Origin of the sequence: Pseudomonas frederiksbergensis, from assembly GCF_017114915.1 — a bacterium.
Classification (GTDB): domain Bacteria; phylum Pseudomonadota; class Gammaproteobacteria; order Pseudomonadales; family Pseudomonadaceae; genus Aquipseudomonas; species Aquipseudomonas frederiksbergensis_I.
Map to the genome: position 1 here is coordinate 18,214 of NZ_JAAUOE010000013.1, position 15,191 is coordinate 33,404.

The following is a 15,191-nucleotide window of genomic DNA, read 5'->3' on the forward strand; positions in this document are numbered from 1 at the left end:
GGAGTTCGACCCCGAGCCATGCTCAATACGCTGCGCAAGATCGTCCAGGAAGTTAACTCCGCCAAGGATCTCAAGGCGGCGTTGGGGATTATTGTATTGCGTGTCAAAGAGGCCATGGGCAGCCAGGTCTGCTCGGTCTACCTGCTTGATCCAGAGACCAACCGCTTCGTGCTGATGGCCACCGAGGGCTTGAACAAGCGCTCGATTGGCAAAGTCAGCATGGCACCCAACGAAGGTCTGGTCGGCCTGGTCGGCACGCGTGAAGAACCCCTGAACCTCGAAAATGCCGCGGATCACCCGCGCTACCGTTACTTCGCCGAGACCGGTGAAGAACGCTACGCCTCATTCCTCGGGGCGCCGATCATTCACCACCGCCGCGTTGTCGGCGTGTTGGTCATTCAGCAAAAGGAACGCCGCCAGTTCGATGAAGGTGAAGAAGCCTTCCTCGTGACCATGAGCGCGCAGCTCGCCGGCGTTATCGCCCACGCCGAGGCCACCGGTTCGATCCGTGGCCTGGGGCGTCAGGGCAAAGGTATCCAGGAAGCAAAGTTCGTCGGCGTACCGGGTTCGCCGGGCGCGGCGGTCGGTACCGCGGTCGTCATGCTGCCACCGGCCGATCTGGATGTGGTGCCGGATAAAACCATCACCGACATCGATGCAGAACTTGGGCTGTTCAAGACGGCCATCGAAGGCGTGCGCGCCGACATGCGTGCCTTGTCCGCCAAGCTGGCGACCCAGCTGCGGCCTGAAGAGCGGGCGCTGTTCGACGTTTACCTGATGATGCTCGACGATGCCTCGCTCGGCAGCGAAATCACCACGGTGATCAAGACCGGTCAGTGGGCCCAGGGCGCGTTGCGTCAGGTGGTCACCGAACACGTCAACCGTTTCGAATTGATGGACGATGCCTACCTGCGTGAGCGTGCCTCGGACGTCAAAGACCTCGGCCGGCGCTTGCTGGCTTATCTGCAGGAAGAGCGGCAGCAGACGCTGGTCTACCCCGACAACACCATTCTGGTCAGCGAAGAACTGACGCCGGCGATGCTCGGCGAGGTGCCGGAAGGCAAGCTGGCCGGCCTGGTCTCGGTACTCGGCTCCGGCAACTCCCACGTGGCGATCCTGGCGCGCGCCATGGGTATTCCGACGGTGATGGGCCTGGTCGACCTGCCGTACTCCAAGGTCGACGGCATCCAGATGATCGTCGACGGCTACCACGGTGAGGTCTACACCAACCCCAGTGACGTGCTGCGCAAGCAGTTCGCCGATGTGGTCGAGGAAGAGAAGCAACTGGCCCTCGGGCTGGATGCATTGCGGGATCTGCCGTGCGTAACGGTCGATGGTCACCGCATGCCATTGTGGGTCAACACCGGCCTGCTGGCGGACGTGGCGCGGGCTCAAAAGCGCGGTGCCGAAGGTGTGGGGCTGTACCGCACCGAAGTGCCGTTCATGATCAACCAGCGCTTCCCCAGCGAAAAGGAACAACTGGCGATTTACCGCGAGCAACTCGCCGCGTTCCACCCGCAACCGGTGACCATGCGCACCCTGGACATCGGCGGTGACAAGGCGCTGTCGTATTTCCCGATCAAGGAAGACAACCCGTTCCTCGGCTGGCGCGGCATTCGTGTGACCCTCGACCACCCGGAAATCTTCCTGGTGCAGACCCGTGCCATGCTCAAGGCCAGCGAAGGCCTGAACAACCTGCGCATACTGCTGCCGATGATTTCCGGCACCCATGAACTGGAAGAAGCCTTGCACCTGATCCATCGGGCCTGGGGCGAAGTCCGCGACGAAGGCACCGACGTGCCGATGCCGCCGGTTGGCGTGATGATCGAGATTCCGGCGGCGGTGTACCAGACCAAGGAACTGGCGCGGCAAGTGGACTTCCTGTCGGTCGGCTCCAACGACCTGACCCAGTACCTGCTGGCCGTGGACCGTAACAACCCGCGGGTGGCCGATCTCTACGACTACCTGCACCCGGCGGTGCTGCAAGCCTTGCAGAGCGTGGTGCGCGATGCCCATGCCGAAGGCAAGCCCGTGAGTATCTGCGGCGAAATGGCCGGTGACCCGGCGGCGGCGGTGCTGTTGATGGCGATGGGCTTCGACAGCTTGTCGATGAACGCCACCAACTTGCCGAAAGTGAAGTGGATGCTGCGTCAGATCAACTTGAGCAAGGCCAGGGAGTTGCTGGCGGAACTGATGACCATCGACAACCCGCAAGTTATCCACAGCTCGCTGCAACTGGCGCTGAAAAACCTTGGGTTGGCGCGGATGATCAATCCGGCTTCGGTCAAAACCCTCTAAAACGCTGAGGGCCTCTTCGCGGGCAAGCCTCGCTCCTACAGGAAATCATCACCGTCCTGTAGGAGCGAGGCTTGCCCGCGAAGGCGTCCGCAAACACACCACATATCTAAATCCTGATCTCTACCTCCCCCAAATGCCCTCCATACGGTCCAAAACTCCGCTCGACCATATGCCGCCCCCCATCCGCCTGAACGATCAACGCCGTACTCGCCCGCGTCCCATAAGCCTGGCTCTTGATAAACACACTTGATAACAACGTCTCGGTGGCCTGCCCCACGCCGGTGTCCGGCAACTCGGCAAGCGGCGCCGTCTGCGGATCGTTGAGCAGGGCCAGTAGCGCCTGCGGCTGTGGATCGTCCAACACTTCCTTCAGCGCTGCCTTGGCCTTGAGCACTTTTGGCCATGGTGTATCCAGCCCCGCGTTCGATAACCCATAAATGCCCGGTTTGAGCATGACCGCCTCAGCCTCCCGGGCATTGAAGTGCCATAGCTCATTGGCATTGCCGACCAACAGATTAAAACCGGCATATTCAGGCGAACGCCCGATAACGTCGTTTAAATAGCCCTCAATCGGCATGTCCCCGCCGAGAAATTGCGCCACCAGTTCGCCTCGCGACCTGGCGGCCGGTGGCTGAAGGGGATCACGGATGTTGGTCAGCGCGGCGAAGCGCCCGTTGGCGCCGACACCGAGCCATGTACCGCCAGCCTCAAGGTCGCGACCGGCGTACACGTGCGGGGCTTGCGGCCATTGCGCCAGAGGCAGGCTGGGCCGGGCATAAAATTCGTCGCGGTTGGCCGCCACGATCAATGGCTGGGCATGACCCGGCCGCCAGGCAAAAACAATCAGGCACATCAGGTGGTCCTTGTGTGTTTTTTGTTCACTCTACGCAGACATCGCTCATCGATCCATCGCCATCCGCAGTGGAGCCCAAGGCCATGCATCCGTTACCATGCCGCTCCTGTTTTGGGATGACTAGGGATGCGGACATGGAGTTTCTGCTTTATCTGGCGCTGGGCGCCTGTGCGGGCGTGCTGGCCGGGCTGTTCGGGGTAGGCGGCGGGATCATTATCGTCCCGGTACTGGTATTCAGTTTCACCTTGCAGGGCTTTGATGCGTCGATCCTGACGCACCTGGCGGTCGGCACCTCCCTGGCGACGATCATTTTTACCTCGGTCAATGCGGTTCGCGAGCATCATCGCCGCGGCGCCGTGCGTTGGCCGATTTTTGCCTGGATGACCCTCGGCATTCTGATCGGTGCCGGTTTCGGCGCGCTGACCGCCGAAGCGATCTCCGGGCCGAATTTGCAGAAGATCATTGGCGTATTCGCGCTGATCATCGCTGTTCAACTCGCTTTGGACTTCAAACCCAAGGCCAGCCGAACGGTGCCCGGTAAAGTCGGTCTGACCGTGGCCGGCAGTGTGATTGGCTGGGCTTCGGCGATTTTCGGGATTGGCGGCGGCTCGTTGACCGTGCCGTTCCTGACCTGGCGCAGCGTACCGATGCAGCAAGCGGTGGCCACATCATCGGCCTGTGGCCTGCCCATCGCCTTGGCCAGTGCATTAAGTTTCATGATTCTGGGCTGGCACGATCCACTGTTGCCGGCCCATAGTCTCGGTTTTGTGTATTTGCCGGCGCTGCTGGGGATCGCCCTGACCAGCATGGTCTTTGCCCGCCTCGGTGCGCGACTGGCCCACAGGCTGTCGCCGCGCTTGCTGAAAAGACTGTTTGCCGCTTTGCTATTTTGCGTCGGCTTGAGCTTCTTGCTCTGACGCGTAACGCAATCCTGGCTTAATCCTGGCGTGACAGCGTCGCCCGGGAATTTTGAAAGTTTCAACTCTAACGAGGAGTCGCAATGCTGCCTTACCCGCAGATCGACCCGGTGGCCCTGGCCATCGGTCCGCTGAAAATCCACTGGTACGGCCTGATGTACCTGGTTGGCATCGGCGGCGCGTGGCTGCTGGCGTCCCGTCGGCTGAACCGCTTCGACCCGACCTGGACCAAGGAGAAACTCTCCGACATGGTGTTCTGGATGTCGATGGGTGTCATCGTCGGCGGCCGCTTGGGTTATGTGCTGTTCTACGATCTGCACGCCTATTTGGCCAACCCGACGCTGATCTTCGAAGTGTGGAAGGGTGGCATGTCGTTCCACGGCGGGTTTATCGGTGTGATGCTGGCGGCGTTGTGGTTCGGCAGAAAGAACGGCAAGTCGTTTTTCCAGCTGATGGACTTCGTCGCGCCGATGGTGCCGATCGGTCTGGGTGCCGGGCGCATCGGTAACTTCATCAACGCTGAATTGTGGGGCAAGGCGACCGACGTGCCGTGGGCGATGGTCTTCCCGCCGTTCAGCGATCCGGCGCAGTTGGCGCGTCACCCGTCGCAGCTGTATCAGTTCGCGCTGGAAGGCGTGGCGCTGTTCGTCATCCTCTGGTTGTTTTCGCGTAAGCCACGGCCGACCATGGCGGTATCTGGGATGTTCGCCCTGTGCTACGGGATCTTCCGCTTCATCGTTGAGTTCGTCCGTGTACCGGATGCGCAACTTGGATATTTGGCGTGGAACTGGCTGACCATGGGTCAGGTACTCTGCCTGCCGATGATCATCGGTGGCCTAGTATTGATCTGGCTAGCGTATCATCGCGCCCCGGCGGCTCCGGTTACCAAAGACGCCGCGCTATAAATTCGAATCGCGAGGCTCTAGCCTCGTGTTCAAGGATGCATGACTCATGAAGCAATATCTCGACTTGGTCGACCACGTCATAAAGAACGGCACCAAACAGGCCAATCGCACCGGCGTAAACACCATCAGCTTTCCGGGCGCGATGCTGCGCTTCGATTTGCTGGAAGGTTTCCCGGCGATCACCACCCGCAAGATGGCCTTCAAGTCGGCCATCGGCGAGATGTGCGGTTTTCTGCGTGGGGTGAACAACGCCGCTGAGTTCCGTGCGCTGGGTTGCAAGGTCTGGGATCAGAACGCCAACGAAAACGCCCAATGGCTGGCCAACCCGTTCCGTCAGGGCGAAGACGACCTCGGCGAGATCTACGGCGTGCAATGGCGCAAATGGCCAGCATACAAGCAGATCAATACCAGTAATGAACCCGCTATCGACTTGGCATTGAGTCAGGGTTACCGGAAGATTGCCGAAGGTTTCGAGGCTGGTCAGGCCTACGTGGTGCTGTACAAGGCGATCGATCAGATCCGCCAGTGCGTCGACACCATCATCAAGGACCCGGGCAGCCGCCGCATCCTGTTCCACGGCTGGAACGTCGCCCAGCTCGACGAAATGGCCCTGCCGCCGTGCCACTTGCTCTACCAGTTCCACCCGAACGTCGAGACCAAAGAGATCTCTTTGACCCTCTATATCCGCTCCAACGACCTGGGCCTGGGCACGCCGTTCAACCTCACCGAAGGCGCCGCGCTGCTGAGCCTGATCGGTCGCCTGACCGGTTACACGCCGCGCTGGTTCACCTATTTCATCGGTGACGCCCACGTCTACGAAAACCACCTGGACATGCTCAACGAACAGCTCAAGCGCGAGCCGTTCCCGATGCCAAAACTGGTGATTAGCGACCGGGTGCCGGAGTTTGCCAAGACCGGTGTTTATCAGCCGGAGTGGCTGGAGCAGATCGAACCGAGTGATTTCTCCCTCGAAGGCTATGAGCACCACGCGCCGATGACGGCGCCGATGGCGGTTTAAGATTTAGCGCAATCTGATCATTCCCACGCTCCGCGTGGGAATGCCGCCACGGACGCTCCGCGTCCACTGTGACGCAGAGCGTCACGGGATTCATTCCCACGCAGAGCATGGGAACGATCATGGGCTACTAATGCCCGTGACTTCTCCCGACATGGGAATGCTCGACCTCCGTCGCTACAACCCCGCCACTCACTTCCAATCGCTGCAAAATCCCGCACTGATCGATATCCGGCCCTTCGCTGCAGCGTTGGCGCAGGTCAAGCAGTTGCGTCTGCAATGCCATCAAACCGTCGATTCGAGCCTTTACGTGGAGGATGTGTTCGTCGATCAAAGCATTGACGTTTTCGCATTGATCCTGCGGGCTGTCGCGCAAGGCCAGCAGGCTGCGGATTTCCTCCAGGGTCATGTCCAGGGTGCGGCAATTGCGGATGAAGGTCAGGCGCTCGGCGTGAGCCTGGGTGTAGACGCGGTAGTTGCCGTTGCTGCGGGCCGGTTCCGGCAGCAGGTTTTCGCGCTCGTAATAGCGGATGGTCTCCACGGCGCAGTCGGTGAGTTTCGCCAGTTCTCCTATTTTCATCGCGTCCGTCTCCAAAAGGGTGCTTGACCCTATAGTGGCTACAGGGTCTTTACTTGGCAACAGGCACCTTCATGGACGCAACCGATGAGCGATTCTCTTCACATCCACAAACCCGATACTGATCACAGCCACAAGCTGCAGCCTGTGCAGAAACACCAGCATGGCAGCCACGGAGACTCCTGCTGTTCCTCCAAAGCCGCGGCGCCTTCGCTGATCAAGTTGAGCGAGACACCAACCGCCAGCGCACGGCTGAGCAATTTTCGTATCGAGGCCATGGACTGCCCGACCGAGCAGACGCTGATCCAGAACAAACTCGGCAAGCTTGCGGGTGTGCAGCAACTGGAATTCAACCTGATCAACCGGGTGTTGGGCGTAACCCATGACCTGCCGGGCACCGCGCCGATCATCGACGCGATCCAGTCACTCGGCATGCACGCCGAGCCGTTGGAACAAGGCGTCGAAGCGCCAACGCCTGTGCCAGAGAAAAAACCTTGGTGGCCGTTGGCGCTGTCCGGCGTTGGTGCGCTGGCGGCTGAAGTTATCCACTTCACTAACGCTGCGCCCAATGGGGTGGTGGCGGTTATTGCGCTGATCTCAATCCTCAGCGGTGGCCTCGGCACCTACAAAAAGGGCTGGATCGCCCTGAAAAACCTCAACCTGAACATCAATGCACTGATGAGCATCGCGGTGACCGGTGCGGTCCTGATCGGCCAATGGCCGGAAGCGGCGATGGTGATGTTCCTGTTCACCGTGGCCGAGCTGATCGAAGCCAGGTCCCTGGACCGGGCGCGCAACGCCATCGGCGGGCTGATGCAGATGACGCCCGAGCAGGCCACGGTGCTGCAGGCCGACGGCCGTTGGCTCGCACAACCGGTGAAAAACATCGAACTGGGTGCGCGGGTGCGAGTGCGTCCCGGCGAGCGGATTGGTCTGGACGGCGAAGTGGTGTCCGGCAGCTCGACCATCGATCAGGCGCCGATCACCGGTGAGAGCCTGCCGGTGGAGAAATCCATCGGCGACAAGGTGTTCGCCGGCACCATCAACCAGTCTGGATCACTGGAATACGTCGTGTCTGCCGCCGCCGATCACTCGACCCTGGCGCGGATCATCCACGCCGTCGAACAAGCCCAAGGGGCGCGCGCGCCGACCCAGCGTTTCGTCGACAGCTTCTCGAAAATCTACACACCGGCGGTGTTCATCCTGGCCCTGGCCGTGGCGGTGATCCCGCCGCTGTTCATGGGCGCACTGTGGTTCGACTGGATCTACCGGGCGTTGGTGTTGCTGGTGGTCGCCTGCCCATGCGCCTTGGTGATTTCCACCCCGGTGACCATCGTCAGCGGCCTCGCGGCAGCGGCGCGCAAAGGGATTTTGGTCAAGGGCGGCGTCTATCTGGAGCACGGCCACAAACTCGATTACCTGGCCCTCGACAAGACCGGCACCCTCACCCATGGCAAACCGGTGCAGACCGACTATTTGTCCCTGGACCCGACCGCCGATGAAACAGCCCCGGCCATTGCGGCCGCACTGGCCGGTCGCTCGGATCATCCGGTGTCGCTGGCCATCGCCAACGCAGCTGTGGATAAACCGTTGACGCCGCTGGCGGTGGATAACTTCGAAGCCCTGGCGGGTCGTGGTGTACGCGGCGAGATCAACGGTGAGCTCTACCACTTGGGTAACCACCGGCTGGTGGAAGACTTGGGCCTGTGTTCTCCAGCGCTGGAGGAGCAGCTGTTTGCCTTGGAGAAACAGGGCAAATCGGTGGTGCTGCTACTCGACAAATCGGGACCCTTGGCTCTATTCGCCGTGGCAGACATCGTGAAAGCCTCCAGTCGCGAAGCGATCCAGCAATTGCATGAGCTGGGCGTCAAAACCCTGATGCTGACTGGCGACAACGTTCACACCGCCCAGGTCATCGCCGCCCACGTGGGCATCGATCAGGCCCAGGGCGATCTGTTGCCGACCGAAAAGCTGCAAGCCATCGAAACGTTGTATGCCCAGGGCCATCGGGTGGGGATGGTCGGCGACGGGATCAACGATGCCCCGGCGCTGGCCCGGGCCGAGATCGGTTTCGCCATGGCCGCCGCCGGCACCGATACCGCCATCGAAACCGCCGATGTCGCCCTGATGGACGATGATCTGCGCAAGATCCCGGCCTTCATCAACCTGTCGCGACAGACCTCGAACATCCTCAAACAGAACATTGCCCTGGCATTGGTCATCAAAGCGATCTTTCTTGGGGTAACCTTCGCCGGGATCGCCACCATGTGGATGGCGGTGTTCGCCGACATGGGCGTGAGCCTGTTGGTGGTGTTCAACGGTTTGCGCCTGTTGCGCAAATAGACGATGAGGGACGGGTGTGCTGAGGCGTTTAACGATCAATCACCGTTTCAGCCAACACCTCAACCTGCTCCTGCCGCTGCGCCTGATTCAACTTCGAATGGGGATTGAGCGACGACCATTGCGGATGCGCCCGCGCCTTGTTCAGTGCTTCCGGCAGTTTGCCTTCGCGCCAGGATTTGTCCTGCGGGGTGGCGACCTGAATGCTGTCCATCGCCGCGTGCCCGCGCTGGTTCAGGGCTTGCAGCAGTTGTCGCTGACGCAAGGCTAATAGCCGCAGCACGTTGTCGTCGACGGTCAGTTCTCGCTGGCCTTTGATCTTGCCCAGCAGGCGGTTGCCGTAACTGCGGGCGGTTTGCAGGGCGCCGCCGGCAATCGCCCCGGCCAGTGCCGCCGCGCCGAGGGTCAGGCCACCCACCAGCAAGTCGACCCCGGCCCCAGCCGCTGCGCCAGCCGCGATGCCACCGCCGACCCGCACACCGAGCTGTTTCAGGGTTTCGGGGTTGAACAGGTCATCGCCCCAGCGGCCATCGAGCAACGGCAGGTCACTGGCCGACGCGTCCTGTGGGCGGAAAGCGTAGAGTTTGAGCAAGGCGTCGACGCAGCGTTGTTCGCGCTGACGCACCGCTTTGCGCAGTTCGTTGATCGCGTGCTGTTCCTGTTCCACCTCGCTGACCACCCCACGGCGGCAAGCGGCGCAATCGATCAATAAATCGGCAATCAGTTGCGCTGCGCTCTGCTGGCGGGCCAGGCGTTGGGCCTGCTGATCGGCGATCAGGCGCTCAAGCTGTGCGCGGGAATTTTCCAGCAGCAGCGCGAGGCTTTCATAGAGTCGACGTTCGCCATCTTCCGGCGGTGCAACGCTGTCGAACCGCACCAAGGCATGCAAGCCCAATCGCGCCAGGGCTTCACGCCAATCCGGTTCGCGATGCTGGGCGCTGCTGACGAAATTCAGCACCGGCAGCAGTGGTTTGCCGCAACTGGCCAGCACTTCCAGTTCGTCGCGGTACTTGGCCAGCACCGGCTCCCGGGCGTCGATCACATAGAGGCCGGCGTCCGAGACGAGCAGCTGGCGCAACACTTTGGCTTCCTGTTCGAAACGCTGCCGGGCTTCGCTGCCCTCAAGGAATCGTGCCAGCCGTGCCGGGCCGTCGAGACGTTCGCCGGGCCGTTCCAGGCGTTCGAGGTAGTCGAGCAGGGCGATGGCGTCTTCCAGGCCCGGCGTGTCGAACAGATCGAGCAGTGGCTCGCCGTCTACCGATAATCGCGCGCCTTCGACGTGGCGTGTGGTGCTGGGGCGATGGGACACTTCACCGAAGCCGGCATCCCGGGTCAGCGTTCGCAGCAATGAGGTTTTGCCAACGTTGGTGTGGCCGACCACGGCGAGCTTCAAGGGCTGTTTCCCGACATCAGTCATGGCCTGTCTCCAGCCAGTTCAATGGCGCGCAATCGGCGAATGGCAGGTCCAGTTGTTGTAGCGCCACATGCCAGTCGCCCAGGCGTTCGGCATCCAGTGCCTGGCCGGGTGGCGCTTGCAGCAACCACACGCGGGTGGCGCTGGCGCTGCGAGCCAGTTCGGCAATCAGCGCCAGGCTGCCACGGTCTGGCGAACGTCGGGGATCGCAGGCAATGGCCAGACGGGCCGGGGGAAAGCGACTCAGCTGTTCAAGCAATTTGTGCCGGGATTCACGGCTGTCGAGGACGCCGGCGTTGTTGACGCTTTTGGGCAGCTGCGGTGGCCAGGGGCGTTGATCGTCCAGCTCGATGGCCACCAACAGTGCGCCATCGCTTTGCAGATCGCTGGAGCCGTTTTCAACCCGATGAAGTTGCGCGGGCGCGGTATCGCTGATGCCCAGACGTTCGCTGGTGGGCATCAGGCGTTCGCGCAGTTGGGCGTAGCCGGGCAGGTTCAAATCCAGGTGCAGGGCCGCTTGCCCGGTTTTCCAGCGCCACAGGCAGAGCAATGCGAGCAACAGGCGCGGTAAAACGCCGTATACCAGCAGCACGCCCACCAGCCACCCCGCCCAGGCCTGGCGAGCGCTTTCGATGTTCAGCGCGGCATCGCCGCTGGCGCGGATCATCTCCACACTGGGCACGCTGAAACCGAGCAAGGCCGGCAGGGCGCCGAGGGCTTGGGTCATGACGACAAAGGTGTCACCGCCGAGGATGGTGGTCTCCCAGACGAAGCCGTAGCGCCGGGTCGCCATCAGCGTCAGCACCATCACCAGGGCGCTGAGCATCGCCAGCAACCACAACCCGTTGACCCGCACGCCCAGCGCCCAACGATTGAGTTTCTGCCGTTGCAGCAACAGCAGCAGGGCCGGCGCCAGTTGCGCGGCGTTGGCATCGCGGGCGAGTTTTTCACTCAGCCACAGCCACAAGCGCCCGAGGGCGGCACCCTGTTCGCCGGCGAACACCAGGCCCAGGGCCCAGCTCAGCAGCAGAATCAGGTTCAACCCGAGCAGGCTGCCCAACGCCCAGAACACATTGACCGGGGTCTGGCCGTCGCCCAACGCGGCAAACGCCAGGCCGGCGCCGCTGATGACCGCCAGCACGGCCAACACGATCAGCGCCAGACGCGCGCCTTGCAGCCAATGTTTGAGGGCATGTGTCTGTCCGTCACGCTCGGCCAGCCACCGGGCGCGGCATTGAATACGCGTCGGCAGATCGCCGCCGGCGCTACGGGCGATACGGTTGGCTTCCTGATCATCCAGGGGGCCGGCGTGTTCTTCGCGCAGGCGGATGGTTTCGCTCAGCCAGAGGTTTTGCAGGGGCGTCAGTTCAGTCACGCGGCATCCCGTCGCTTAATTGAACGGTGAGCATAACCGCTGTGACGCTTATCGGGGTAAGGGAGGCTCTGGTATCCTCGCCGGCATGACTAAATCACTCCCCCTCAGCCTGATCGCAGCCCTCGGTGAAAACCGTGTGATCGGCGTCGACAACAGCATGCCCTGGCACTTGCCGGGGGATTTCAAGTACTTCAAGGCCACCACCCTCGGCAAACCGATCATCATGGGTCGCAAGACCTGGGATTCCCTCGGTCGTCCGCTGCCGGGCCGGTTGAACATCGTGGTTAGCCGTCAGGCGGGTCTGCAACTGGAGGGCGCGGAAGTTTATCCGTCGCTGGAAGCCGCGGTGGTTCGCGCCGAAGAATGGGCGCGGGAACAAGGCGTCGATGAGGTGATGCTGATTGGTGGCGCGCAGTTGTATGCGCAAGGTCTGGAGCAGGCCGATCGGTTGTACCTGACCCGCGTAGCGCTGAGCCCGGAAGGGGATGCGTGGTTTCCGGAGTTTGACGTGAACCAGTGGAAGCTGGTGTCGAATGTTCCGAATCCGGCGGAGGGTGACAAGCCGGCGTATAGCTTCGAGGTGTGGGAGCGCACATAGATCGTTCCCACGCGGGAGCGTGGGAACGATCGGTACGGGTTAAGCCTGAGCCAACGCCCCATGCTCATCGGCATCCAGCAACGCTTTATCCGTCTGCTGCATGATCTGGCTGGTGATCGCCCCAGCGGTGATCGAGCCACTGACGTTCAGCGCCGTACGACCCATGTCGATCAGCGGTTCAACGGAAATCAGCAACGCCACCAGTGACACCGGCAAGCCCATGGCCGGCAGCACGATCAACGCGGCGAAGGTCGCTCCACCACCGACCCCGGCCACACCGGCCGAACTCAGCGTGACAATCGCCACCAGCGTCGCGATCCACAGCGGGTCCAGCGGGTTGATGCCCACGGTCGGCGCCACCATCACCGCCAACATTGCCGGGTACAGACCGGCACAACCGTTCTGGCCAATGGTCGCGCCGAACGAGGCGGCGAAACTGGCGATGGACTGTGGAATACCCAAACGGCTGGTTTGCGCTTCGATGCTCAGCGGAATGGTGGCGGCGCTGGAGCGGCTGGTGAAGGCAAACGTCAGCACTGGCCAGATCTTGCGGAAAAACCTTAGCGGGTTGATTCCGGCCGCCGACACCAGCAGGCCATGCACCACAAACATCAAGCCCAGGCCGATATAGGACACCACCACGAAACTGCCGAGCTTGATGATGTCTTGCAGGTTGGAGCCGGCGACCACTTTGGTCATCAGCGCCAATACGCCGTACGGGGTCAGCTTCATTACCAGACGTACCAGACGCATCACCCAGGCTTGCAGGGTGTCGATGGCGTTGATCACTTTCTGACCTTTCTCGACATCATCCTTGAGCAGTTGCAGCGCCGCGACCCCAAGAAATGCCGCGAAGATCACCACGCTGATGATCGATGTCGGTTTGGCGCGAGCGAGGTCGGCGAACGGATTCTGCGGGATGAACGACAACAGCAGTTGCGGCACATTCAGATCGGCAACCTTGCCCGCGTAGTCGGTCTGGATGGTTTGCAGGCGAGCCATTTCCTGGGTGCCGGCGACCAGGCCTTCGGCGGTGAGGCCAAACAGATTGGTCAGACCGATGCCGATCAGCGCCGCGATGGCGGTGGTGAACAGTAGCGTGCCGATGGTCAGGAAGCTGATCTTGCCCAGCGACGAAGCATTGTGCAGGCGCGCAACGGCGCTGAGGATCGAGGCGAACACCAGCGGGATCACGATCATTTGCAGCAATTGCACATAACCGTTGCCCACCAGATCGAACCAGCCGATCGAGGCTTTCAGCACCGGATTGCCCGCACCATAAATCGTGTGCAGGGCGGCACCGAATACCACGCCCAATACCAGCGCCAGCAGCACCTTCTTGGCCAGGCTCCAGGTGGTGTGACGGGTTTGCGCCAGGCCAATGAGCAAGGCGAGGAACACCAGCAGATTGAGGATCAGCGGCAGATTCATAGAAGCTCCATAGACTTGTGCCAGCCACCTTCGTGTGTGACTGCGAACCGGTAAGCCTAACAGCTTGATATGTAATGAATTAATATCAAAAACAGCAGTTGGCTGTCGTTTTTGGAATAAGCCGGTGACGCTATGGAGAATGCCGCTGGCGGAATCAGGATGTAAGCGGTCGCGGGCAGGCGAGGACTGTCACACAGATTTGTTAGCGTCGATCTCTTTCAATCAGGGAGAAACGCAGATGAAGTTCGCACCGAAAATGCTGGCTGCCGTACTTGGATTGAGTTTGGGCCTTGGCCTTGCCGGCCAGGCGTTCGCTACTGACCTGAAGCACTGGCCAGCCGATCAGGCCAAGGCGCTGGACGCGATGATCGCGGCCAATGCCAACAAGGGTAACTTCGCGGTGTTTGACATGGACAACACCAGTTACCGCTACGACCTCGAAGAGTCGTTGCTGCCGTTCATGGAGAACAAGGGCCTGATCACTCGCGAGAGCCTCGACCCCTCCCTGAAACTGATGCCTTTCAAGGACACTGCCGACCACAAGGAAAGCCTGTTCAGCTACTACTATCGCCTCTGCGAAATCGACGACATGGTTTGCTATCCATGGGTCGCCCAAGTGTTTTCCGGTTTCACGCTTCAGGAACTCAAGGGCAACGTCGATGAGTTGATGGCGTCTGGCAAACCGGTGCCGAGCACTTATTACGATGGCGACGTGGTCAAGACCATCGACGTCAACCCGCCGAAAATCTTCACCGGTCAGAAAGAGCTCTACAACAAGCTGATGGAGAACGGCATCGAGGTCTATGTGATGACCGCCGCTTCCGAAGAGCTGGTGCGCATGGTCGCCTCCGATCCGAAGTACGGCTACAACGTCAAACCGCAGAACGTGATTGGCGTGTCCCTGCTGCTCAAGGACCGCAAGACCGGCGAATTGACCACCGCGCGCAAGCAAGTCACCGCCGGCAAGTATGACGAGAAGGCTAACCTGGGCCTTGAAGTGACCCCGTACCTGTGGACCCCGGCCACCTGGATGGCCGGCAAGCAGGCGGCCATCCTGACCTACATCGATCAGTGGAAGAAACCGGTCCTGGTGGGCGGCGATACCCCGAGCAGTGACGGTTACATGCTGTTCCACGGCGTCGATGTGTCCAAGGGCGGCATCCACTTGTGGGTCAACCGCAAAGACAAGTACATGACCCAGATTAACGGCATGATGGCCAAGAACGCCGCGGCCCAGGCCAAAGAAGGGTTACCGGTGACGGCGGACAAGAATTGGGTGATCGTGAAGCCGGAAGAGATTCAATAAATGCTGTGATGATTGATCGTTCCCACGCTCTGCGTGGGAATGCAGCCCGTGACGCTCCGCGTCACTGGACGCAGAGCGTCCCTTGAGGCATTCCCACGCGGGAGCGTGGGAACGATCACCGCAAACAAAAATGCCCCGCATTGAGCGGGGCATTTTTTTGCG

Annotated in this window: 12 protein-coding genes; 7 read left to right on the top strand and 5 right to left on the bottom strand. The window is 61.2% G+C overall.

All coding sequences use genetic code 11. The annotated features are described in order from the left end of the window. Positions 1 to 18 precede the first annotated feature (18 nt). Positions 19 to 2,298 carry a phosphoenolpyruvate--protein phosphotransferase gene (gene ptsP, locus HCU66_RS12025; protein ID WP_205888695.1) on the top strand — a complete coding sequence of 760 codons (2,280 nt, stop codon included), beginning with the start codon at positions 19 to 21 and terminating at the stop codon, positions 2,296 to 2,298. A gap of 106 nt (positions 2,299 to 2,404) precedes the next feature. Here ptsP and HCU66_RS12030 read toward each other — a convergent pair whose 3' ends face one another. Then, positions 2,405 to 3,151: an NRDE family protein gene (locus HCU66_RS12030; protein WP_205888696.1), complete on the bottom strand. Its 747-nt coding sequence runs from the start codon at positions 3,149 to 3,151 to the stop codon at positions 2,405 to 2,407. A 134-nt stretch (positions 3,152 to 3,285) separates the two neighbouring features. On the opposite strand from HCU66_RS12030, the gene HCU66_RS12035 reads away from it, so the two are divergent. The 3 genes from HCU66_RS12035 (at position 3,286) to HCU66_RS12045 (ending at position 5,991) form a co-directional block, all read left to right on the top strand. After that, a complete protein-coding gene (locus tag HCU66_RS12035) occupies positions 3,286 to 4,068 on the top strand; it encodes a sulfite exporter TauE/SafE family protein (protein WP_007897738.1) in 783 nt (260 codons plus the stop codon). Between the two features lie 83 nt (positions 4,069 to 4,151). Beyond that, complete coding sequence (lgt, locus tag HCU66_RS12040) at positions 4,152 to 4,973, top strand: prolipoprotein diacylglyceryl transferase (RefSeq protein WP_205888697.1); 822 nt, start codon at positions 4,152 to 4,154, stop codon at positions 4,971 to 4,973. Positions 4,974 to 5,019: 46 nt separating this feature from the next. Further along, a complete protein-coding gene (locus HCU66_RS12045; RefSeq protein ID WP_205888698.1) occupies positions 5,020 to 5,991 on the top strand; it encodes a thymidylate synthase in 972 nt (323 codons plus the stop codon). 127 nt (positions 5,992 to 6,118) lie between these two features. On the opposite strand, the gene cadR is transcribed toward HCU66_RS12045, so the two are convergent. Further along, the gene (gene cadR, locus HCU66_RS12050; RefSeq protein WP_205888699.1) at positions 6,119 to 6,568 is read right to left on the bottom strand and encodes a Cd(II)/Pb(II)-responsive transcriptional regulator; all 450 of its coding nucleotides are present in this window, start codon (positions 6,566 to 6,568) and stop codon (positions 6,119 to 6,121) included. An 84-nt stretch (positions 6,569 to 6,652) separates the two neighbouring features. Here cadR and HCU66_RS12055 point away from each other — a divergent pair, with 84 nt between their 5' ends. Then, positions 6,653 to 8,908 (top strand): heavy metal translocating P-type ATPase, encoded by a 2,256-nt coding sequence (locus HCU66_RS12055; RefSeq protein WP_205888700.1) that lies wholly within the window; start codon positions 6,653 to 6,655, stop codon positions 8,906 to 8,908. Between the two features lie 28 nt (positions 8,909 to 8,936). On the opposite strand, the gene HCU66_RS12060 is transcribed toward HCU66_RS12055, so the two are convergent. Next, positions 8,937 to 10,322 carry a GTPase/DUF3482 domain-containing protein gene (locus HCU66_RS12060; RefSeq protein WP_205888701.1) on the bottom strand — a complete coding sequence of 462 codons (1,386 nt, stop codon included), beginning with the start codon at positions 10,320 to 10,322 and terminating at the stop codon, positions 8,937 to 8,939. Next, positions 10,315 to 11,694, bottom strand: coding sequence for a DUF2868 domain-containing protein (locus HCU66_RS12065; RefSeq protein WP_205888702.1), 1,380 nt, complete (start codon positions 11,692 to 11,694; stop codon positions 10,315 to 10,317). Before HCU66_RS12065 ends, HCU66_RS12060 begins: the two co-directional genes overlap by 8 nt. Positions 11,695 to 11,779: 85 nt before the next feature. Here HCU66_RS12065 and HCU66_RS12070 point away from each other — a divergent pair, with 85 nt between their 5' ends. Continuing rightward, entirely contained in the window at positions 11,780 to 12,292 is a 513-nt protein-coding gene (locus HCU66_RS12070) for a dihydrofolate reductase (RefSeq protein ID WP_205888703.1), read from the top strand. 39 nt (positions 12,293 to 12,331) lie between these two features. On the opposite strand, the gene HCU66_RS12075 is transcribed toward HCU66_RS12070, so the two are convergent. After that, positions 12,332 to 13,723 (bottom strand): L-cystine transporter, encoded by a 1,392-nt coding sequence (locus HCU66_RS12075; protein WP_205888704.1) that lies wholly within the window; start codon positions 13,721 to 13,723, stop codon positions 12,332 to 12,334. Positions 13,724 to 13,961: 238 nt separating this feature from the next. Between HCU66_RS12075 and HCU66_RS12080 the strand changes: the two genes are divergently transcribed. Then, positions 13,962 to 15,029: an HAD family hydrolase gene (locus tag HCU66_RS12080; RefSeq protein WP_205888705.1), complete on the top strand. Its 1,068-nt coding sequence runs from the start codon at positions 13,962 to 13,964 to the stop codon at positions 15,027 to 15,029. The last annotated feature ends 162 nt before the right edge of the window (positions 15,030 to 15,191 follow it).

Coding starts and splice junctions, on each gene's coding strand:
- ptsP (WP_205888695.1), top strand. CDS start 19: ATGCTCAATACGCTGCGCAAGATCGTCCAGGAAGTTAACTCCGCCAAG.
- cadR (WP_205888699.1), bottom strand. CDS start 6,568: ATGAAAATAGGAGAACTGGCGAAACTCACCGACTGCGCCGTGGAGACC.
- HCU66_RS12080 (WP_205888705.1), top strand. CDS start 13,962: ATGAAGTTCGCACCGAAAATGCTGGCTGCCGTACTTGGATTGAGTTTG.
- HCU66_RS12075 (WP_205888704.1), bottom strand. CDS start 13,723: ATGAATCTGCCGCTGATCCTCAATCTGCTGGTGTTCCTCGCCTTGCTC.
- HCU66_RS12060 (WP_205888701.1), bottom strand. CDS start 10,322: ATGACTGATGTCGGGAAACAGCCCTTGAAGCTCGCCGTGGTCGGCCAC.
- HCU66_RS12045 (WP_205888698.1), top strand. CDS start 5,020: ATGAAGCAATATCTCGACTTGGTCGACCACGTCATAAAGAACGGCACC.
- HCU66_RS12070 (WP_205888703.1), top strand. CDS start 11,780: ATGACTAAATCACTCCCCCTCAGCCTGATCGCAGCCCTCGGTGAAAAC.
- lgt (WP_205888697.1), top strand. CDS start 4,152: ATGCTGCCTTACCCGCAGATCGACCCGGTGGCCCTGGCCATCGGTCCG.
- HCU66_RS12055 (WP_205888700.1), top strand. CDS start 6,653: ATGAGCGATTCTCTTCACATCCACAAACCCGATACTGATCACAGCCAC.
- HCU66_RS12030 (WP_205888696.1), bottom strand. CDS start 3,151: ATGTGCCTGATTGTTTTTGCCTGGCGGCCGGGTCATGCCCAGCCATTG.
- HCU66_RS12035 (WP_007897738.1), top strand. CDS start 3,286: ATGGAGTTTCTGCTTTATCTGGCGCTGGGCGCCTGTGCGGGCGTGCTG.